Consider the following 18,919-nt stretch of genomic DNA (forward strand, 5'->3'; position numbering starts at 1 on the left):
CGCGCGACGTTTGGTAAACTGTAAGGTACATTAATTCCTTCCACTCCCCGGAATTCCCATGTCCCTCCGCACTCTTGCTCGTCACGCCCTCGCCCTCGGCCTGATTGCCGCCGCCGTGCCCGCCACGGCCGCCACCCGCATCGAGATCCAGGGCGGGCGCAGCTACATGGACAGCTACGGCAGCCATGCCGCCTTCGTCGAGGCGGTGTTCCCGGCGCAACCGATCGGCGGCACCCGCTACAGCTGGTCGCCCGACGTGTCGCTGGGCTGGATCGATGGCCGCGACGTGCATCGTTACGACTACAGCTCCTACACCACCCGTCCTTCGGTGGCGCTGCTGGCCGCCGGTGTGCGCGTCCACCACGGTGACGCGGGCGACTGGTACCAGCCGCTGTTCGCCAGCTTCCAGGTGGCCGCCACCAACCATGCCACCCAGGCGCTGTCCAGCCACTACCAGTTCGTCAGCACGCTGGGTTGGCAGGCGAAACACTTCACCCTGGCGATCCGCCATGTCTCCAACGGCGGCCTGAGCGGACCGAACCGCGGCGAGACGATGGCGGTGGTCGGCGTGGCCTTCGATATCTGAATCAACGGAAGCACGACGGCCCCGAACGGGGCCGTCGTGCTGTTGCGGGTCGCCTGCGCGGTGAGCTCAGTGGCCGCCGGCGGCCGGTCCGGCCTTGGCACCGAACGGCGGCTTGGCCAGCCAGATCACCAGCACCAATCCCAGGAAGATCCAGCCCAGCGCATGGAACACCTCGTTGAACGCGATCTGGTAGCCCTGCTGGGTGATCATGTTGTTGATCAGGCTGCTGGCGCCCTGCGCGTCGCCGTGGCCGAGCTGGCTGATCGCTGCCTGTGAAGTGGGGTCGTAGGCGGTGATGTGTTCGGTCAGCTGCTCGTGGTGGCTGACCGCGCGGCGCTCCCACAGCAAGGTGGTGATCGAGGCCGAGAAGCTGCCGCCCAGCGTGCGCAGGAAGGTGGCCAGGCCCGATCCGGAGGCGATCTCGTTCTGCTGCAGGTCCGACAGCAGGATGGTCAGGATCGGCATGAAGAACAACGCCACGCCGAGGCCCTGCCACAGCTGCACCATCGCCACGTGGTAGAAATCGATGCCGATGAAGAAGTCCGAGCGCATGAAGCAGGTCATGCCCATCACCACGAACGCCACCGAGGCCAGCAGTCGCAGGTCGATCCGGCTGGCGTACTTGCCCACGAAGAAGGTCAGCAGCACCGGGATGACGCCCAGTGGGGCAGTGGCGTAACCGGCCCAGGTCGAGGTATAGCCCAGGTTGCGCTGCAGCCACAGCGGCACCAGCAGGCCGATCGAGAAGAACGCGGCGTAGGCCAGGATCAGCGCGATGGTGCCCGCGGTGAAATTGCGGTGGCGGAACAGTCGCAGGTCGACGATCGGGTCCTTGTCGGTCAGTTCCCAGATCAGGAAGATCGCGATGCTGATCGCCGAGACGATGCTGGTGACGATGATGAAGGTGGAGTTGAACCAGTCCTCGTCGTTGCCCTTGTCCAGCACGATCTGCAACGCGCCGACGCCGATGATCAGGGTGATCAGGCCGACGTAGTCGATCTTCGGACGCTCGGTCTTCTCGACCTTGCCGCGCAGCTGGCTGGCCACCACCATGCTGGCGAAGATGCCGATCGGCACGTTGATGAAGAAGATCCACGGCCACGAATAGTTGTCGGTGATCCAGCCGCCCAGGATCGGCCCGGCGATCGGCGCCACCACCGTGACCATCGCCAGCAGCGCCAGCGCCATGCCGCGCTTGGCCGGCGGGTAGATGCCGATCAGCAGGCTCTGCGTGATCGGATACATCGGCCCGGCCACGGCGCCCTGCAGGGCGCGGAACAGGATCAGCATCTCCATGCTTTGCGAGACGCCGCACAGGAACGAGGTCAGCGCGAACAGCAGGGTGCAGGCGGTGAACAGCCGCACTTCCCCGAAGCGTCGGGTGAGGAAGCCGGTCAGCGGCAGCGAGATCGCCATGCTCACCGCGAACGAGGTGATCACCCAGGTGCTCTGGTTGTTGCTGACGCCGAGGTTGCCGGCGATCGTCGGCAACGACACGTTGGCGATCGTGGTGTCCAGCACCTGCATGAAGGTCGCCAGCGACAGGCCGATCGTGCTCAGTGCCAGATTGGGTGGACGGAATTGGGTGGTCATCGGCGTCGGTCAGTGATGGGGCTTTTGCTTGCTCCTCCCCCCCTGAAAGCAGGGGGAGGTTGGGAGGGGTGACGCTCTTGACCTTCCCTCAAGATCAAGAGCGAACCCCACCCCAACCCTCCCCTGCGAGCAGGGGAGGGGGCTTCATTTTCCGCCAGCCATGTTGGCGTGGATGATCTGGTTGATCGTCGCGTCCGCGGTGACCAGCTGCCGTTTGTAGACGTCGGTGCTGAAGGCAGGCTGGGTCGGCGACTTCTGCGCCAGGGTCGGGCCGTTCTGGTCGTGCAGGTTCACGTCCACGGTCACCGACATGCCCAGTCGCAGCGGGTGCTTGTCCAGGGTGGCCGGATCGTCGAACACCACGCGCACGGGAATGCGCTGCACGATCTTGATCCAGTTGCCGGTCGCGTTCTGCGCCGGCAGCAGCGAGAACGCGCTGCCGGTGCCGACGCCCAGGCTCTGCACCTTGCCCTTGTACTTCACCGAGCCGCCGTAGACGTCCGACTCGATCTCCACCGGCTGGCCGATGCGCATCTTCGTGAGCTGGGTTTCCTTGAAGTTCGCATCCACCCACACGCCGTGCAGCGGCACCACCGCCATCAGCGCGGCACCCGGCTGCACGCGCTGACCGACCTGCACCGAGCGTTTGGCCACATAGCCGTCCACCGGCGCCACCAGGCTGGCGCGGGCGTCGTCCAGATAGGCCGCCCGCAACCTGGCTGCGGCAACCTGCACGTCCGGGTGCGAGGCGACCACGGTGTCGTCGACCAGCACCTTGCTGGTCTGGTACTGCTGTTGCGAAGTGATCAGCGCGCTCTCCGCGGTGGTCAGCGCGTCGCTGGCGTGCGCCAGTTCCTCGGCCGAGATCGCCCCGGACTTGGCCAGCGCCACGCGGCGCTTGTAGTCGGCGCGGGCCTTGTCGACCGCGGTCTTGCGCGCGGCCACGTCGGCCTGGGCGCCGTTCACGCTGGAATACAGGCCGCGCACCTTGCGCACGGTATTGGCCAGGTTGGCCTTCGCCTCGGCCAGCGCCACGTCGGCATCGCTGGGATCGAGTTGCACCAGCACGTCGCCGGCGTGCACCAGGTCGCCGTCGTCGGCGCCGATGCTGACCACGGTGCCGGGCACCTGCGGGGTGATCTGCACCACGTTGCCGTTGACGTAGGCGTCGTCGGTGCCTTCGTACCAGCGGCCATCGAGGAAGTACCACAGCGCCCAGGCGATGATGCCGAGCAGCACCACCAGGCCGAGCAGGCGCAGCATGAAGCCGCGCGGATTCTTTTTCGGGGCGGCGGGAGCCGTGGCGGCCGTGCTATCGGCCGGAGTGGAAGTCGGGCTGGACATGGGGCTGCCTCAGGAACGTGGGATGGGGGAAGAAGAGGAGGGGGCGGGCGCGTCGGCCTGCGGCTGGAAGCCACCGCCGAGCGCCTCGATCAGCTGTACGGAAAGGTCGACCTGCTGCGCTTCCAGCGCGGCCACGCCGCGGTTGGCCGTCAGCAATTGCTGGCGCACCACGAGCGCTTCGAGATAGCTGCCGATGCCGGCCTGGTAACGCTGCTCGGCCAGCTGCCAGGCCTGCCGCGCCGCGGTCTGCGCCCGCCGCTGCGCGTCCAGCTGCAGTTGCACGGCATGCGCGGCGGAGAGTTCGTCGGCCACTTCGTTCAGTGCGCCGACCAGGGTCTGGTTGTACTGCGCCACGGCCAGGTCGTACTGGGCATCCTTGCCGGAAAGGTTGGCGCGCAGGCGGCCGCCGTCGAAGATCGGCAGGCTCAGCGTCGGGCCGAACTGGTAGAAGCGCGCGGGCAGGGTGAACGGATTGCCGCCACCCAGCGTGATCACGCCGGCCATCGCGCCCAGGCTGATGTTGGGCAGGAACTCGGTCTTCGCAGCCTTGATGTCCTTGCCGGCCGCCTCGACCCGCCAGCGCGCGGCGACCAGGTCGGCGCGGTGGCCGAGCAGGTCCAGCGGCAGGTTGTCGGGCACCGCGAGCTGGGCCGGGGTGAGCAGGTGCGGGCGGTCGATCTGCAGGCCGCGATCCGGGCCCTTGCCCAGCAGCACCGACAGCGAGGAACGGGCGGCGTCCACCGCGCGATCGGCCAGTGCGGCATCCTGCTGCGCCACGGCCACTTCGCCATCGGACTGCTTCAGCGCGATCTGGTTGTCGATGCCGGCGGCGACCCGCTGGCTGGTCAGCCTGCGGGCCTGGTTGGCGCGTTCCAGCTCGCCCCGGGCCAGATCCTGCTGGGTGAACGCATAGCCGAGCTGCGCATACGCGCGCGCCACGTTGCCGGACAGCTCGATGCGCGCGGCGCGGGCGTCGATCTCGGCGGCGCGGGCGGAACCCAGCGCGGCTTCCCACGCGGCGCGCTTGCCGCCCCACAGGTCGATGCCCCACTTGAAGCTCACGTCGGCGTACTTGGCCAGCGCGAAATGGCCGCCACCGGCATCCGCCGGCATCAGCGTGGTGGGGATGCGCGCGCCGGATACGCTGGCGCCGGCGTTGATCTCCGGCTTGCGCGCCGCGTCGGCAATCCCGGCCTCGGCCTGGGCCGCGCGGGCGCGCGCATCGGCCACGCCAAGGCCGGGATTGTCGTGCAGCGCCTCATCGATCAGTGCATCCAGCTGGCTGTCGCCCAGCGCATGCCACCAGTCCTGCGCGGGCCAGGCGGCCGGCGTCAGGTCCAGCCGCGCGAGGCTGCGCCCGGCTTTCAGCGAGGTGGCGTCGATGGGCGTGCCGTCCGGCTGCAGGCCGCCGCTGCTGGCGCAGCCGGCCAATGCCAGGGTCAGGGCGGTCGCAGCCGCCAGTAGGTGCAGACGCATGGGTGGAAGTCCGGGGAGGAGGGGGATGGGGGAGGGATCAGTTCTTGTCGCGAAGCGCGCTCAGCACGCGCCCCAGGTAGTCATGCAACCGGGCCTGCTCGGTCGACGTCATCGAACGCTGCGCCGCCGTCATCACCCGCTCGCTGCACAACGAGGCGGAGTTCTGCCAGACCGCGTTGCCGGCACTGGTCAGCTCGATGCGCAGGGCGCGGCGGTCCTGTGCGTGCGGCGTGCGGCGCAGCAGGCCCTTGCGTTCGAGCTGGTCGAGCTGGCGCGTCATTGCGCCACCGTCGAGCTCCACCGCGCGGGCCAGCTCGGTGGCCGACACCGCGCCCAGCTGATGGGCCTTCTTCAGGATCAGGAACTGGGTGAAGCTCAGGTCCAGATCCTGCTTGGCCAGCTCGGCCTCGACCGCGCGCACGATTTCGGCGCGCACCATGTTCAGCAACATGCCCAGGCTCGGCGGGTGTGCCGGGTCGCCGGGGGTCGAGTGCAAAAGCGGGGCTTCGGTCTTCATGCCGCGCATTCTATTGCCAAAACTATAGTTGTCAAGGCAAATATGTCTGCGTCGATGCTTGCACGGGCAAATTACGCTCGAGCGCCGCCCCCGCCCAGTTCCGCCAGCTCGTCGGCCAGCCAGGCCCGCAAGGCGGGATCGCGCAATTCGAACAGGTCGAACACGCCCAGCGCCCGCAAGGTGGGCAACTGGGCCAGCAACCGCGGTTCGACTTCGCGGCGCAGGGTTTCGGGGGTGGCGGGGTCGAGCATCAGCTGCGCCGCGGCGACGAAGGTGACGCAGGCCTCGTTGGCGTCGAGCGTGGGCCGGGTTCGCAGCAAGGTGGGGGTATTCACGGGCATCGGTTTCCTCCGGGATCAGATGGAAGACGTTTCTGCCGGCAGGGAATGGACAGAGCGCCAGAGGGACGTGCTGGATGGGTCGAACCAGTGTAGTTTTCCGCCCGCCTGGCCTGATAACGTGAATAAGTCAAAAAGTGTCGAGAACCCGCCAATGGGACACCAGGAACAATTTCTGCGCATCGAGCGGGCGGACGGCCCGGGCCTGATTGCCTTCGTCGTGAAGGACCTGGCGCCGGAACGGGAGAGCGTGTGGCACCGCCACCTGCGCGGCCAGTTCATGTACGTGGAAAGTGGCCTGGTATGCGTCCGCACCCGGCTCGGCCTGTGGACGCTGACGCCGCATCGGGTCGGCTGGATGCCGCCGGGCGAGGAACACACCGTCAGCGTGATCCAGAGCACCCAAGGTTGGGGCGTGTTCGTGGCGCCACAGGCCGCCGTCGGCATGCCGGACGAGCCCAGCGTGCTGGGCGCCAACGAGTTGATGCGGGCGCTGGTGCATCGCGCCTCCGCCTGGGCCGACAGTGACCGGCTGGACGAGGGGCAGCAACGCATCATGGACGTGCTGATGGACGAGATGCGCCGCGCGCGGATCGCCGATCATCCGTTGCACCTGCCGATGCCGGATGACCGGCGCCTGCTGCGCATCTCGCGCAAACTGCTGGCCGAGCCGCACGACAATCGCAGCCTGGAAGCGTGGGCCGACTGGGCCGGACTTTCGGCGCGCAGCCTGAGCCGGCTCTTTCGCAGCGAAACCGGCTGCAGCTTCGCCCAGTGGCGACAGCAGGCCAGGCTAAGCCGGGCGCTGGAACGCCTGGCCGCCGGCGAGCCGGTGGGCGAGGTCGCCGATGCGCTGGGCTACGTCAGCGTCAGCGCCTTCGTGGCCATGTTCCGGCGCCAGTTCGGGCGGCCGCCGGGTCGCTACTTCGCCCAGCGCTCCGCTCCGGTTGACGGGCCGCGTGATGATCCAGGCGGGCACCGATAAGTCCGGCTTATCGGCCTGATCACAAATCCGTCCTTGGTCGAAGCACCGGTGCGGCATAGCATGACCCGGCGCCATTTCGCGCTGCCGGAAAGTCCGCGAGGTCATCATGATCCGTCCGTTCGTGCCCGCGTTGCTTGCGCTGGCCCTGTTTTCCACCGGCGCCGTCGCCGGCAACGATTTCTGGCAGACCCCGACCATCCACGGCGCCGGCCGGATTCATCCGATGCCGCAGGCGGCCTATCAGCCCGATCGCCAGGCCACCTACAAGGTCGTGTTCAGCCTGGGCAAGGCCGGCGACAAGCCGACCATGGTGAGCCCGTCGCTGGATCACGTGGCGCGGGCGGTGAACCTCTACGTCAACGCCGGCGTGCCGCTGTCGCAGCTGAAATTCGTGGCGATCGCGGCCGGGCCGGCCACGCCGATCGTGTTGAACGACGCGCAGTACCGCAAGAAGTACGGCGTGGCCAATCCCAACCTGCCGCTGATCGCCCAGCTGCGCAAGGCCGGGGTGGACGTCGCCGTGTGCGCCCAGGCCGTCGCCGAACACGACTTCCAGTACGACTGGGTCGATCCGCAGGTCACCATGGCGCTGTCCGGGCTGACCACGGTGATCGACCTGCAGCAGCAGGGTTACGCGTTGAGCCCGCAGTAAGTCCATCCACAGGAGCCGATCGTCATGCGCCATCCGATTCCCCGGCTGTTGCTGGCCGCCGCATGCGTGCTGAGCGCTGCCGCCAGCGCCACCGACCAACCCGACTACCTGCCGCCGTGGAATCCGCCACCGGCCGGCCTGCAGTTCAGCGTGCCGCCGTTCGACGCGATCGCCGACCTGCACGGCGACATCGTCGATCCGCAGCTGGTGGTGTTCTTCGCCGGCAACCAGTTCATGGTGGTGCACGACCTGATGGACGCATTCCGGCAGGCGCATCCCGCCTACCAGCGGATCTTCGTGGAAACCCTGCCGCCGGGCATCCTGGCCAAGCAGATCGAGAGCGGCTCGCTGGTCATGGGCAACTTGCGCATCACCCATCGTCCGGACGTCTATACGGCCGGCAAGGGCGCCATCACCGACCGCCAGAAGGAGCGCGGCTGGTTCGCCGAGATGCATGACTACGCGCGCAATCCGCTGGCGATCCTGGTCGCCCGGGGCAACCCGAAGCACATCGCGGGGCTGGCCGACCTGGGTCGCGGCGACGTGCGGGTCAGCATGCCGAACCCGGCCTGGGAAGGCATCGCGAAGCAGATCGAGGCGAGCTACCGCAAGGCCGGTGGCGAGGCGCTCGACCACGCCATCATGCAGGCCAAGGTGGCCGACGGCACCACCTTCCTCACCCGCATCCATCATCGCCAGTCGCCGCTGCGCGTGCTGCAGGGCGAATCGGACGCGGCGCCGGTGTGGTCGACCGAGGCCTATTTCCAGCAGCAGATCCTGCATCGTCCGGTGGAAACCGTGGCCATCCCCGAGGCGCAGAACGCGGTCGCCACGTATACCGCCGCGCGCATGAAGAACGCACCGCACGCGCAGGCGGCGAAGGACTTCATGGCCTTCATGCAGAGCCCGGCCGCGGCCGCGGTGTATCGCAAGTACGGCTTTCTTCCCGCTCACTGAGGTGCACGCCATGTTCCGGCCAGCCATACGTCGTTTGTTCGGGATCGTCGCGCTGGCCGGCATCGGCATGCCGCCTGCTGCGCTGGCCGTCGATGCCGCCGCCATCGCCCATGCAGGCAACGGGCGCGGTGCCGCGCCGTGCATGGCCTGCCACGGCGCGGACGGCGCCGGCCAGGCGGCCGCGGGCAATCCGCGACTGGCGGGTCTGGATGCCGCGTACCTGCGGAAGCAACTGGACGACTTCGCCAGCGGCACGCGCAGCAACCCGGTGATGCAGCCCATGGCAACCGCGCTGAGCGAAGACGAACGCCACGCGATGGCGGCCTACTACAGCCAGCTGCCGCTGGCGACGAAACCGGCGACGGCGCTGCCCGCGCCCGACAGCGCCGGTGCAGTACTGGCCACGCGGGGTGACTGGAGTCGCGGCGTGCCCGGCTGCGTGCAATGCCACGGCCCGGGCGGCAGCGGCGTGGGTGCGAACTTTCCGCCACTGGCCGGCCAGCCCGCCAGCTACATCGAGGCCCAGTTGAAGGCCTGGCAGCAAGGCACGCGACACAACGATCCATTGCAGCTGATGCAGCATCTGTCCGCAGCGCTCAGTGCGCAGGACATCGACTCGGTGGCGGCGTGGTTCGCGGCCCAACCTGTTCCGGTCGCGGAGACTGCGCCATGAAGTACGTGCTTGCGGCTTTCGCGTTCGTCTGTGTCCTGACCGCTTGCACCCAGAAGCCAGCGCCCGCGCCTGCACCGGCGACCGCCGCCTCAGTGCCGAAAGCGGTGGCCGCCGCGCCCGCGCCGACGACGTTCTCGCCGCCGGCCGAGTCGGCGATTCCCGCCGGCCCGCTGGGCGACGTGATCCGCCAGGGGCGCGACATCTTCACCGACACGCCCACGCACGCGAAGGCGTACGTCGGCAACGGACTGAGCTGCAGCAACTGCCACCTCGATGCCGGTCGCCAGGCGAACTCGGCACCGCTGTGGGGTGCCTATGGCGTGTACCCGCAGTACCGCAAGAAGAACGGCAAGGTGAACACCTTCGGCGAACGCCTGCAGGGCTGCTTCCGCTTCAGCATGAACGGCAAGGCGCCGCCGCTGGACAGTGCCGAGATGGTGGCGCTGGAGACCTACGCCTGGTGGATGGCCACGGGCGCGCCGGTGGGGAAGAAGCTGCCCGGGGCGGGCTATCCGAAGGCCGGCTTCAAGCCGCCGCAGCCACCGGACTACGCGCGTGGCGAAACCGTGTTCAGGAACAACTGCGCGCTCTGCCACGGCGACGACGGCCAGGGCCGGCAGGTTGCCGGGCGCAACGTGTTTCCGCCGCTGTGGGGGCCGCAGTCGTTCAACTGGGGTGCGGGCATGCACCAGCTGGACAACGCCGCGGCCTTCATCAAGGCGAACATGCCGTTCAGCCGGGGCAACACGCTGAGCGACCAGGACGCATGGGACGTGGCGATGTACATGGACGCGCACGAGCGGCCGCAGGACCCGCGCTTCGACGGCAGCGTCGGCGAGACGCGCAGGAAGTATGACGACACGCCGATGTCGCTGTACGGCACGGAAGTCCAGGGGCATCTGCTGGGCTCGCCGACCGGCATGCACTGAGTTTCCAGGAGGCTGCCGGCCTGGTGGCGGCAAGCCATGGTTGACCGGATTCATGCTCCGGCGTGTTGCGCCAGGGAGTGTTCGCCGGGCGTGCGCCAGGAGTAGAGTTCCGCCGACGGCGCAGGCGATGCCACCACCCACAGGAATGACCATGTCTCGTGTCTGGCTGCTCGTTCTGCTCGTCCTGGTATCGCCGGCCAGTGTTGCCGTCGAGCGCTGGCAGACGCTGCCAGCGGCACCCGCACCGGTCGCCATGGCGCGCCACGGCCACGTCGAAACGCAGGGTGCGCGACTCTATTACGCCGTCACCGGCAAGGGTTCGCCGGTCCTGCTGCTGCACGGCGGACTGGGCAGTTCCGACGATTGGGGCAACCAGGTCGGCGCGCTGTCCGCGCACCACACCGTCATCGTGATGGACAGCCGCGGCCAGGGTCGCAGCAGCCACGATGCGCGGCCCTTCAGCTACGACCTGATGGCCGATGACGTGGTGGCGCTGCTCGACGCACTGAAGCTGGACAAGGTCGACGTGGTCGGCTGGAGCGACGGCGCCAACATCGGCCTTGACCTGGCGATGCGTCATCCCTCGCGCATCGGCAAGCTGTTCGCGTTCGGCGCCAATGCGAGCACCTCCGGCATGTCCACCACCGGAGAGACGAATCCGATCGTCCCCCTGCTGATGAAGCACATGGGCGCCAGCTACGCCCGGTTGTCGCCCACGCCGAAGGGTTTCGAGGCGCTTGCCACGCAAATGGGCACGATGTGGTCGACCGAGCCGGACTGGAGCGATGCGCAGCTGAAGACGATCACGTCGCCGGTGTGGATCGTCGATGGCGACCATGAGGAATTCATCCGCCGCGAGCACACCGAACACGTCGCCGCCGCGATTCCCGGCGCCGGCCTGATGATCCTGCCCAACGTCAGCCACTTCGCCCCGCTGCAGGCGCCAGCGCTGTTCAATGCGGCGGTGCTGCAATTTCTCGATGGTGAATCGACCGCCCACTGAAGACGGCCCCCGCGGGCGGACTGTCAGGACCCGCATTGCAGGCCGGGGGAAGCGCCGCGAAGGTCAGGCGCTGCAATAGATTTCGTGCAGCGCCAGCATCAGCCGTTGGCTCGGCCCCCGAGTCAGCGCGTACCAGATGGTTTGCGCTTCGCGCCGCGTGGTGACCAGTCCCCGCTCGCGCAGCCGCGCCAGATGCTGTGACAGCGCCGACTGGCTCAGGTCGGTCAGCTGTTCGTTGATCTGTCCCACGGTCATTTCCTGATCCACCAGCAGGCACAGGATGCGCAGCCGGTACGAGTTGGCCAGTGACTTCAGCAAGTCCGAAGCCTCTTCGGCACGGCCCTGCATGGCGCCCATGTCCGGAAGCGCCGGTGCTTGCTTGCGACGGTTGGCCGCACCCGTTGGGGCAGGCGCGCGAGTTGACTTCCTGGCAGGCATATATATAAGATATTTCTAAATTAGACCATGTTCATATTCACGCGCCGGTGGCACGCTGTCAAGTTGGCAACGCAGTACCGATGCAAGGGTCACGCTGGTTGGAGGCTGGGCTCATGGCAAGCATCGTCATTCTGGGTGCAGGGTTGGGCGGGATGTCGGCGGCGTACGAAGTACGTGCGCTGCTCGGCAGCGAGCATGGCATCACGGTGGTGGGAGAGGGGCCGCAGTTCAACTTCACCCCGTCCAACCCGTGGGTCGCGGTGGGCTGGCGCGAGCAGAAGGACATCCGGGTGGATGTGAGGCAGCCGCTGCAACATCGCGGCATCCACTTCATCGAGATGCGCGCCGACAAGCTGCTGCCCGACGAAAACCGGCTCCTGCTGCAGGACGGACGCAAGCTGGATTACGACTATCTGGTCGTGACCACCGGGCCACGCCTTGCCTTCGAGCGGGTTCCCGGCTCGGGCCCCGCGGGCCATTCGCAGTCGATCTGCACGGGTCCCCACGCGCATGCCACCTGGCTGGCCTATCAGGAATTCCTCAAGCATCCCGGCCCGATCGTGATCGGTGCGGTGCAGGGAGCGAGCTGCTTCGGCCCGGCCTACGAGTTCGCGATGATCGTGGATACCGACCTGCGCCGCCGCAAACTGCGCGACAAGGTACCGATGACCTTTGTCACCGCCGAGCCGTACATCGGCCACATGGGGCTGGGCGGGGTGGGTGATTCCAAGGGCCTGCTCGAATCGGAACTGCGCCAGCGCCACATCAAGTGGGTAACCAATGCAAGGGTGACCTCGGTCGAGTCGGACAAGGTCCATGTGGAACAGCTCGACGACAGGGGACAGCTGCAGCAGACCCACGAGCTGCCGTTCGCCTTCTCCATGCTGCTGCCCTCGTTCGCCGGCGTGGATGCGCTGCAAGGCATCGACGGCCTGGTCAATCCCGGCGGGTTCGTGTTGATCGACGAGCATCAGCGCAACCCGAAGTATCCGAACATCTTCGCGGCGGGCGTGTGCGTGGCGATTCCTCCGGTCGAAGCCACGCCGGTGCCCACCGGTGCGCCGAAGACCGGCCTGATGATCGAGTCGATGGTCACCGCGATCGCGCAGAACCTGCACGACGAACTCGCCGGCAAGCCGGCGCGGGCACGCGCCACCTGGAACGCGATGTGTCTGGCCGACATGGGTGACAGCGGCTTCGCGTTCATCGCCTTGCCACAGATTCCCCCGCGCAACGTGACCAGGGCCATGACCGGCAAGTGGGTGCACCTGGCCAAGGTCGCCTATGAAAAGTATTTCCTGCGCAAGATGCGCAAGGGCCAGGCCGAACCGCTGTACGAAAAGTACGTGATGCAGGCGTTCGGCATCGAGCGCCTGAAGCACGACGTGCAAGACCAGGCGTGACCAGTTCACCCAAGGAGATCCACATGTATTACATCGTCGAAACCGACAAGTCGTTCGAGCAGGCCGCCGCCGATCTGGACGCCGCCGTCAGGCGCCACCAGTTTGGCGTGCTGCACGTGCATGACCTGGGTGCCACCTTGCGCAGCAAGGGCATCGCGTTCGCCGAGCAGTGCAAGGTGTTCGAGGTGTGCAATCCGCAGCAGGCGGCGCAGGTCCTGGCGATCGACATGCAACTCAACATGGCGTTGCCGTGCCGCATCTCGGTCTACACGAAGCTCGGCCGCACCCATATCGGCATGATCGAGCCGGAGCGGATGCTGGCCCGGCTTTCGGATGACCCCCGCCTGGCGACGATTGCCGCCGAGGTTGAACGTTCCACCCGCCAGATGATCGACGAAGCGCGCTGAGCCCCCGACTTCGCAACCAGCCTCCCACCTGACCGAGAACCATGCAATGAACATCGACCGTGTCGTCTTCGCGTTTGCCGGCAGCGTGATCCTGCTGAGTGTGGCGCTGGGGCATTTCGTCTCGCCCTGGTGGCTGCTGCTGTCGGTGTTCGTTGGTGCGAACCTGCTGCAGTCGGCTTTCACCGGTTTTTGTCCGCTCGCCAGGATCCTCGCCCGGCTGGGCCTGAAGCCCGGCTGCGCGTTCGGATACTGATTCATTCACGCCCGCAACGAGCGCCATCCATGAAGTTCAAGCTGCGCCTTCTCGGGCTGTCCGTCACGCTGGCTGCTCTGGCCGGCTGTGGTGACAGGCCTGCCGTACCGGCTGCCCCGTCGCCACCCGCTTCGCTGGCCGGCAGCGTGGTGCACGGGCAGCCGTCCCGCCGGGAACAGGTGTGGGATGGGGTGGTCGAGGCGGTCAACCAGGTGACGATCACCGCACAGACCAGCGCGCGGGTGGTCGAGCTGCCCTACGACGTCAACGACGTGGTGGCCAAGGGGGCCGTGCTGGTGCGCTTCAGCGACGTGGAACAGAAGTCCGCGCGGAATGCGGCGCAGGCGCAGATCGCGTCGGCACAGGCGACCTACAGGGATGCGCAGGCCTCCTACGAACGCATCGCGGCGGTGTACGCGAAGGGCTATGTGTCCACGGCGCAGATGGATCAGCAGCGCGCGGCACGCGATGCGGCCAGGGCTGCGCTGGAATCGGCGCGCGCCCAGTCGGGCGCGGTCGGCCAGCAGCTCGACTACACCGTGTTGCGCGCGCCGTTCGCCGGCGTCATCACGCAGCGCTTCGTGCATGTGGGCCAGGCCGTGCAGGCCGGCCCGCCGTCGCCGCAGCCGCTGATCCAGTTGCAGGCGCTGGACGATTTGCGCGTCAACGTGCAACTCCCGCAGAGTGCGGTCGACGCCGTCCGCAAGTTCCACGCCGCCAGCGTGATGCCGGCGGATGGCCAGCCGATCGCGGCCAGCTCGATCGAGGTGTTCCCGTATGCCGATGCGGCCACGCACAGCTTCAACGTGCGCGTGCAGCTGCCGGCCGGCACCACCGCCCTGTATCCGGGCATGACGGTGAAGGTGGCGTTTGCCATGGGCGATGCCAGGCGTCTGCTGGTGCCGGCCACGTCGCTGGTCCGGCGCGGCGAGCTGGTGGCGGTGTACGTGATCGGCGAGCGCGACGTCACCTTGCGGCAGGTGCGCCTCGGCAACCGCGAGGGCGACGAGGTGGAGGTGCTCGCCGGGCTGGATGATGGCGAGCGCGTGGCGCGCGATCCGCAGGCGGCGGTGGCCTGGCTGACCCGGCGCAATGCCAGGCCGGGTGCCGCTCATGAGTGAGCCGTCCAGGCTGGGCATCTCCGGCCGCATCGCCCGCGCATTCCAGGTTTCGCAGATCACGCCCCTGCTGGCGGTGGCGGGGCTGCTGCTGGGTATCGCCGCGGCGATCATCACGCCGAAGGAAGAAGATCCGCAGATCGAAGTGACCATGGCCAACGTGCTGGTGCCGTACCCCGGCGCCAGCGTGCGCAGTGTCGAGAACCTGGTCAGCTTTCCGCTCGAGCAGAAGCTGTCCGAGATCAAGGGCGTCAAGCACGTTTACTCGATGAGCCGCGCCGGCATGGCCGTGGTGACGGTGGAGTTCGATGTCGGCGTGCCGCGCCAGCATGCGCTGGTCGATCTGTACGACAAGATCTATTCCAACGCCGACTGGGTGCCGCAAGGCCTTGGCGTCGGCCAGCCCCTGGTCAAGCCTTACGGCATCGACGACGTGCCGATGATGGCGGTCACCCTGTGGTCCGACCGCCCCGAGACCACGCCCGAGCAGCTGGCCAAGGTGGCGCACACGCTGGAAACCGACCTCAAGCGCGTGCCCGGCACGCGGGACGTCTACACGCTCGGCGCGCCGGACCGCGCGGTGATGGTCGAGATCGATCCGGCCAGGCTGGCCAGCTACCAGCTCACCGTGGGCGACCTGTCACGCAGCCTGAGGGCGGCGAATGTCGCCGCCGACATCGGCAGCGAGGTCGGCGGCAACCAGGATCTGCCGGTGAAGGCCGGCAGCCTGCTGATGAATGCGCAGGACGTGTCGCACCTGGTGATTGGCCTGGCCGGCGGGCACCCGGTGTATCTGTCCGATGTGTCACGGGTGGTTTCCGGCACCAATCACGCCACGCGGCTGGCCTCCTTCGGTGCCCCGCCGGGCCGCTCCGGCCCGTCCACCGGGCTGGTGCCGGCGGTGACCCTGGCGATCGCCAAGAAAGCCGGCAGCAATGCGCACACCATCGCCAGCAGCATCCGCGAGCGACTGGATGCGCTGCAGGGCGTGGACATTCCCGAAGGCGTGCATGCCACGATCACCCGCGATTACGGACAGACGGCCAATGACAAGGCCGACGAGTTGCTGCTGCACCTGGCGCTGGCCGCGTTTGCAGTGGTGCTGCTGGTGCTGTTTGCACTGGGCTGGCGCGAAGGCGTGGTGGTTGGCGTGGCCGTGCTGATCACGCTGGCGGTGACTTTGTTCGCATCGTGGGCGATCGGTTTCACCATCAACCGGGTATCGCTGTTTGCGCTGATCTTCTCGATCGGCATCCTGGTTGACGATGCCATCGTGGTGGTGGAGAACATTCACCGGCACATGGTACCGGGTGAGAAAAGCCTGCTCGAGGCGATTCCGCTGGCCGTCGACGAAGTGGGTGGGCCGACCATCCTGGCCACTTTCACGGTGATCGCCGCCCTGCTGCCGATGGCCTTCGTCGGCGGCCTGATGGGTCCGTACATGCGGCCGATTCCGATCAATGCCTCGGTCGGCATGCTGATCTCGCTGGCGGTGGCTTTCGTGGTCACCCCGTGGCTGGCGTATCGATTGTTGCGCGGTCACATGCCGCCACCGCGCGGCGAGGCGGCGAGCAGCGCTGCGCCCGCGGAACCGAAGATCGACCGCTTCCTGCAGCGCCTGTTCATCCGCGTGATGACGCCGTTCCTGGGCAACCCCGGGGCTGCGCGCAATCGTCGCCGCCTGTTCATCGGCATGGGCATGCTGGTGTTGCTGGCCGCGGGCCTGGCCGGGGTCAAGCTGGTGATCCTGAAGATGCTGCCGTTCGACAACAAGTCCGAGTTCCAGATTGTGCTGGACATGCCCGAGGGCTCGACGCTGGAACAGACCAACCGCGCGCTGGTGGACATGAGCCAGCTGCTCAACCATGTGCCCGAGGTCAGCGACTACCAGTTGTACGCAGGCACCTCGGCGCCGATGAACTTCAACGGCCTGGTGCGCCAGTACTACCTGCGCAACCAGCCGTACCAGGGCGACATCCAGGTCAACCTGGTCGACAAGAGCGAGCGCAAGCGGCAGAGCCATGAGGTGGCGATGGCGGTGCGCCCGGCGCTGGCCGAGGTGGCCAGGCGCTTTCACGCGCACCTGGTGGTGGCCGAGGTTCCGCCGGGGCCGCCGGTGATGGCGCCGATCGTCGCCGAAATCTATGGCCCGGACTATCAGGGGCAGCGTGCGGTGGCCTTGTCGATGGAGAAGCTGTTCGCGCAGACGCCCGGCATTGCCGACGTCAACCTCAGCGTCGAAAACGCTCGGGCCAGGCGTCAGTTGATCGAGATTGATCGCGCACGGGCGGCCGCCCTCGGCGTCAGCCAGGCTGAAATCGTCGACGTCTTGCGTGCCGGCATGGGCGGTGACCCTGCCAGCTATGTCGCCGACGAAAACGCAAAGTACGCGGTACCGATCATGCTGCGCCTGCCAGCGGCCATGCTCGGTTCGATGGACACGATTCTCAGCCTGCGCGTGCGCTCCCGCGCCGGCCAGCTGGTGCCGATCTCCGAGGTGGTGAAGGTGGTCGAGGAGCCGTGGGCCGGCGCGGTTCACCACAAGGACCTGCTGCCCTACACCTTCGTCACCGGCGACGACGTCGGCACGGAGGACAGCCCGGTCTACGGCATGTTCGGCCTGGTCGGCAGGATCCGCGACACGCGCCTGGCGGGCCAGCAGCTGACGCAGGAATTCACCGGCCCGCCGGCCGGTGACACGGGCTATTCCGTGCGCTGGAGCGGCGAGTGGGAAATCACCTACGAGACCTTCCGCGACATGGGCATCGCCTACTCGATGGGCCTGCTGCTGATCTACCTGCTGGTGGTTGGCCAGTTCAGGAGCTACGTGGTGCCGCTGATCATCATGGCGCCGATTCCGCTGACCGTGATCGGCGTGATGCCCGGCCACTGGCTGTTTGGCGCGCAGTTCACCGCCACGTCGATGATCGGCATGATCGCGCTGGCCGGCATCATCGTGCGCAACTCGATCCTGCTGGTGGACTTCATCAACCACTCGCTGGCGGCGGGGCTGAGCCTGGAGCAGGCGGTGGTGAAGGCAGGCGCCGTGCGCGCCAAGCCGATCATCCTCACCGCGCTGGCCGCCATGCTGGGCGCGTTCTTCATCCTCACCGACCCGATCTTCCAGGGGCTGGCGGTATCGCTGGTGTTCGGCGTGATGGTGTCGACGGTGCTGACCTTGCTGGTGATTCCGCTGCTGTACTACACGTGGCTGTCGCGCGGCAATGGGCGGCATCTTCCATCAGCCGCGGGCCAGTGATGGCGTCCGGATGACTCGATGAGGCGGCGGTCGCATACTCTGGCCGCAGCGGTATCCGTACACGCGTTGCGCACGCGACCCATGCCTGCAGCCGAGCTGATGGAAAGTTGACCATGCACCGCCCCGAAGTCAGGTCGTTCTTCCACGAACCCAGCAATACCTTCAGCCACGTGGCGTGGGACCCCGCCACGATGAAGGCGGCCGTGTTCGACGTCGTGCTCGACTACGACGCGGCCTCCGGGCGCACCGGCCACGCGTCGGCCGACGCGGTGATCGCCTTCGTGCGGGCGCAGCGGCTCGACGTCGAGTGGCTGATCGAGACGCACGCCCATGCCGATCACCTTTCCGCGGCGCCGTACGTGCGCGAACAGCTGGGCGGCCGGCTTGCCATCGGCGAGCACATCCGCGAGGTGCAGGCGACCTTCGGGGCGCTGTTCAACGCCGGCGGCGGCTTCGCCCGCGATGGCAGCCAGTTCGATCACCTGTTCGCCGATGGCGAGCGCTACCTGCTGGGCAGCATCGAGGCGCTGGCGCTGCACACGCCCGGCCACACGCCGGCGTGCATGGTGCACGTGATCGGCAACGCCGCCTTCGTCGGCGACACCTTGTTCATGCCCGACTACGGCACCGCCCGCTGCGACTTCCCCGGCGGCGACGCGGCCACGCTGTACCGCTCGATCCGCAGGATCTTCGCGCTGCCGGACGCGACGCGGCTGTTCCTGTGCCACGACTACCCCGTGCCGGGACGCGACGGGTTCGTCTGCGAAACCACCGTGGCGGCGCAGCGCGCGGGCAACGTCCACGTGCGCGACGGCATCGATGAGGCCGCCTTCGTGGCCATGCGCAGCGCCCGCGACGCCACCCTGAAAGTGCCGCAGTTGCTGTTGCCCGCGGTACAGGTGAACATGCGCGCCGGCCACCTGCCGCCGGCCGAAGACAATGGCGTGCGCTATCTGAGAATTCCGCTGGATGCGATCTGATCGCCGGC

At 67.5% G+C, this 18,919-nt stretch carries 19 protein-coding genes; 13 read left to right on the forward strand and 6 right to left on the reverse strand.

The genetic code is table 11. From position 1 onward, the window contains the following. Positions 1–58: 58 nt before the first annotated feature. Entirely contained in the window at positions 59–586 is a 528-nt protein-coding gene (locus ABNK63_RS00810; protein ID WP_007808507.1) for an acyloxyacyl hydrolase, read from the forward strand. Between the two features lie 66 nt (positions 587–652). Here ABNK63_RS00810 and ABNK63_RS00815 read toward each other — a convergent pair whose 3' ends face one another. From ABNK63_RS00815 to ABNK63_RS00835, 5 genes are all read right to left on the reverse strand, one after another. Then, entirely contained in the window at positions 653–2,179 is a 1,527-nt protein-coding gene (locus tag ABNK63_RS00815; RefSeq protein WP_350016400.1) for a DHA2 family efflux MFS transporter permease subunit, read from the reverse strand. Positions 2,180–2,323: 144 nt separating this feature from the next. Continuing rightward, positions 2,324–3,523, reverse strand: coding sequence for an HlyD family efflux transporter periplasmic adaptor subunit (locus ABNK63_RS00820; protein WP_350016401.1), 1,200 nt, complete (start codon positions 3,521–3,523; stop codon positions 2,324–2,326). A 9-nt stretch (positions 3,524–3,532) separates the two neighbouring features. Next, complete coding sequence (locus ABNK63_RS00825; protein WP_350016402.1) at positions 3,533–4,999, reverse strand: efflux transporter outer membrane subunit; 1,467 nt, start codon at positions 4,997–4,999, stop codon at positions 3,533–3,535. Positions 5,000–5,036: 37 nt separating this feature from the next. Then, on the reverse strand, positions 5,037–5,516 hold the full coding sequence (locus ABNK63_RS00830) for a MarR family transcriptional regulator (protein ID WP_204110184.1): 480 nt from the start codon (positions 5,514–5,516) through the stop codon (positions 5,037–5,039). 71 nt (positions 5,517–5,587) lie between these two features. Beyond that, positions 5,588–5,857 (reverse strand): hypothetical protein, encoded by a 270-nt coding sequence (locus tag ABNK63_RS00835; protein WP_350016403.1) that lies wholly within the window; start codon positions 5,855–5,857, stop codon positions 5,588–5,590. Between the two features lie 118 nt (positions 5,858–5,975). Between ABNK63_RS00835 and ABNK63_RS00840 the strand changes: the two genes are divergently transcribed. The 6 genes from ABNK63_RS00840 (at position 5,976) to ABNK63_RS00865 (ending at position 11,053) form a co-directional block, all read left to right on the forward strand. After that, on the forward strand, positions 5,976–6,839 hold the full coding sequence (locus ABNK63_RS00840; protein WP_350016404.1) for a helix-turn-helix transcriptional regulator: 864 nt from the start codon (positions 5,976–5,978) through the stop codon (positions 6,837–6,839). 106 nt (positions 6,840–6,945) lie between these two features. Next, positions 6,946–7,491 (forward strand): DsrE family protein, encoded by a 546-nt coding sequence (locus tag ABNK63_RS00845; protein ID WP_350016405.1) that lies wholly within the window; start codon positions 6,946–6,948, stop codon positions 7,489–7,491. Between the two features lie 24 nt (positions 7,492–7,515). Further along, complete coding sequence (locus tag ABNK63_RS00850; protein ID WP_350016406.1) at positions 7,516–8,448, forward strand: substrate-binding domain-containing protein; 933 nt, start codon at positions 7,516–7,518, stop codon at positions 8,446–8,448. Positions 8,449–8,458: 10 nt separating this feature from the next. Then, complete coding sequence (locus ABNK63_RS00855) at positions 8,459–9,121, forward strand: c-type cytochrome (RefSeq protein ID WP_350016407.1); 663 nt, start codon at positions 8,459–8,461, stop codon at positions 9,119–9,121. A gap of 104 nt (positions 9,122–9,225) precedes the next feature. Beyond that, a complete protein-coding gene (locus tag ABNK63_RS00860; protein ID WP_350016408.1) occupies positions 9,226–10,050 on the forward strand; it encodes a c-type cytochrome in 825 nt (274 codons plus the stop codon). Between the two features lie 151 nt (positions 10,051–10,201). Next, positions 10,202–11,053, forward strand: coding sequence for an alpha/beta hydrolase (locus tag ABNK63_RS00865; RefSeq protein WP_007808528.1), 852 nt, complete (start codon positions 10,202–10,204; stop codon positions 11,051–11,053). A gap of 63 nt (positions 11,054–11,116) precedes the next feature. Here ABNK63_RS00865 and ABNK63_RS00870 read toward each other — a convergent pair whose 3' ends face one another. Then, positions 11,117–11,401 carry a metalloregulator ArsR/SmtB family transcription factor gene (locus tag ABNK63_RS00870; protein WP_157582201.1) on the reverse strand — a complete coding sequence of 95 codons (285 nt, stop codon included), beginning with the start codon at positions 11,399–11,401 and terminating at the stop codon, positions 11,117–11,119. Between the two features lie 203 nt (positions 11,402–11,604). On the opposite strand from ABNK63_RS00870, the gene ABNK63_RS00875 reads away from it, so the two are divergent. The 6 genes from ABNK63_RS00875 (at position 11,605) to ABNK63_RS00900 (ending at position 18,911) form a co-directional block, all read left to right on the forward strand. After that, positions 11,605–12,894, forward strand: coding sequence for an FAD/NAD(P)-binding oxidoreductase (locus ABNK63_RS00875; RefSeq protein ID WP_350016409.1), 1,290 nt, complete (start codon positions 11,605–11,607; stop codon positions 12,892–12,894). Beyond that, the gene (locus tag ABNK63_RS00880; RefSeq protein ID WP_350016410.1) at positions 12,891–13,301 is read left to right on the forward strand and encodes a DUF302 domain-containing protein; all 411 of its coding nucleotides are present in this window, start codon (positions 12,891–12,893) and stop codon (positions 13,299–13,301) included. Before ABNK63_RS00875 ends, ABNK63_RS00880 begins: the two co-directional genes overlap by 4 nt. 46 nt (positions 13,302–13,347) lie before the next feature. Beyond that, positions 13,348–13,554 carry a DUF2892 domain-containing protein gene (locus ABNK63_RS00885; RefSeq protein ID WP_350016411.1) on the forward strand — a complete coding sequence of 69 codons (207 nt, stop codon included), beginning with the start codon at positions 13,348–13,350 and terminating at the stop codon, positions 13,552–13,554. 29 nt (positions 13,555–13,583) lie between these two features. After that, positions 13,584–14,675, forward strand: coding sequence for an efflux RND transporter periplasmic adaptor subunit (locus tag ABNK63_RS00890; protein ID WP_007808536.1), 1,092 nt, complete (start codon positions 13,584–13,586; stop codon positions 14,673–14,675). Next, positions 14,668–17,931 (forward strand): efflux RND transporter permease subunit, encoded by a 3,264-nt coding sequence (locus ABNK63_RS00895; protein WP_350016412.1) that lies wholly within the window; start codon positions 14,668–14,670, stop codon positions 17,929–17,931. The genes ABNK63_RS00890 and ABNK63_RS00895 overlap by 8 nt, the downstream gene beginning before the upstream one ends. 113 nt (positions 17,932–18,044) lie before the next feature. Next, complete coding sequence (locus tag ABNK63_RS00900) at positions 18,045–18,911, forward strand: MBL fold metallo-hydrolase (RefSeq protein WP_350016413.1); 867 nt, start codon at positions 18,045–18,047, stop codon at positions 18,909–18,911. Positions 18,912–18,919: the final 8 nt, after the last annotated feature.

It is taken from the genome of Rhodanobacter sp. IGA1.0, assembly GCF_040208325.1.
In the GTDB taxonomy this organism is placed as follows: Bacteria; Pseudomonadota; Gammaproteobacteria; order Xanthomonadales; family Rhodanobacteraceae; genus Rhodanobacter; species Rhodanobacter spathiphylli.

Excerpts from the sequence above, each read along its gene's own strand:
- ABNK63_RS00900 (WP_350016413.1), top strand. The coding sequence starts at position 18,045 with ATGCACCGCCCCGAAGTCAGGTCGTTCTTCCACGAACCCAGCAATACC.
- ABNK63_RS00855 (WP_350016407.1), top strand. The coding sequence starts at position 8,459 with ATGTTCCGGCCAGCCATACGTCGTTTGTTCGGGATCGTCGCGCTGGCC.
- ABNK63_RS00850 (WP_350016406.1), top strand. The coding sequence starts at position 7,516 with ATGCGCCATCCGATTCCCCGGCTGTTGCTGGCCGCCGCATGCGTGCTG.
- ABNK63_RS00825 (WP_350016402.1), bottom strand. The coding sequence starts at position 4,999 with ATGCGTCTGCACCTACTGGCGGCTGCGACCGCCCTGACCCTGGCATTG.
- ABNK63_RS00895 (WP_350016412.1), top strand. The coding sequence starts at position 14,668 with ATGAGTGAGCCGTCCAGGCTGGGCATCTCCGGCCGCATCGCCCGCGCA.
- ABNK63_RS00885 (WP_350016411.1), top strand. The coding sequence starts at position 13,348 with ATGAACATCGACCGTGTCGTCTTCGCGTTTGCCGGCAGCGTGATCCTG.
- ABNK63_RS00820 (WP_350016401.1), bottom strand. The coding sequence starts at position 3,523 with ATGTCCAGCCCGACTTCCACTCCGGCCGATAGCACGGCCGCCACGGCT.
- ABNK63_RS00835 (WP_350016403.1), bottom strand. The coding sequence starts at position 5,857 with ATGCCCGTGAATACCCCCACCTTGCTGCGAACCCGGCCCACGCTCGAC.
- ABNK63_RS00865 (WP_007808528.1), top strand. The coding sequence starts at position 10,202 with ATGTCTCGTGTCTGGCTGCTCGTTCTGCTCGTCCTGGTATCGCCGGCC.
- ABNK63_RS00830 (WP_204110184.1), bottom strand. The coding sequence starts at position 5,516 with ATGAAGACCGAAGCCCCGCTTTTGCACTCGACCCCCGGCGACCCGGCA.
- ABNK63_RS00845 (WP_350016405.1), top strand. The coding sequence starts at position 6,946 with ATGATCCGTCCGTTCGTGCCCGCGTTGCTTGCGCTGGCCCTGTTTTCC.
- ABNK63_RS00875 (WP_350016409.1), top strand. The coding sequence starts at position 11,605 with ATGGCAAGCATCGTCATTCTGGGTGCAGGGTTGGGCGGGATGTCGGCG.
- ABNK63_RS00815 (WP_350016400.1), bottom strand. The coding sequence starts at position 2,179 with ATGACCACCCAATTCCGTCCACCCAATCTGGCACTGAGCACGATCGGC.
- ABNK63_RS00870 (WP_157582201.1), bottom strand. The coding sequence starts at position 11,401 with ATGCAGGGCCGTGCCGAAGAGGCTTCGGACTTGCTGAAGTCACTGGCC.
- ABNK63_RS00810 (WP_007808507.1), top strand. The coding sequence starts at position 59 with ATGTCCCTCCGCACTCTTGCTCGTCACGCCCTCGCCCTCGGCCTGATT.
- ABNK63_RS00890 (WP_007808536.1), top strand. The coding sequence starts at position 13,584 with ATGAAGTTCAAGCTGCGCCTTCTCGGGCTGTCCGTCACGCTGGCTGCT.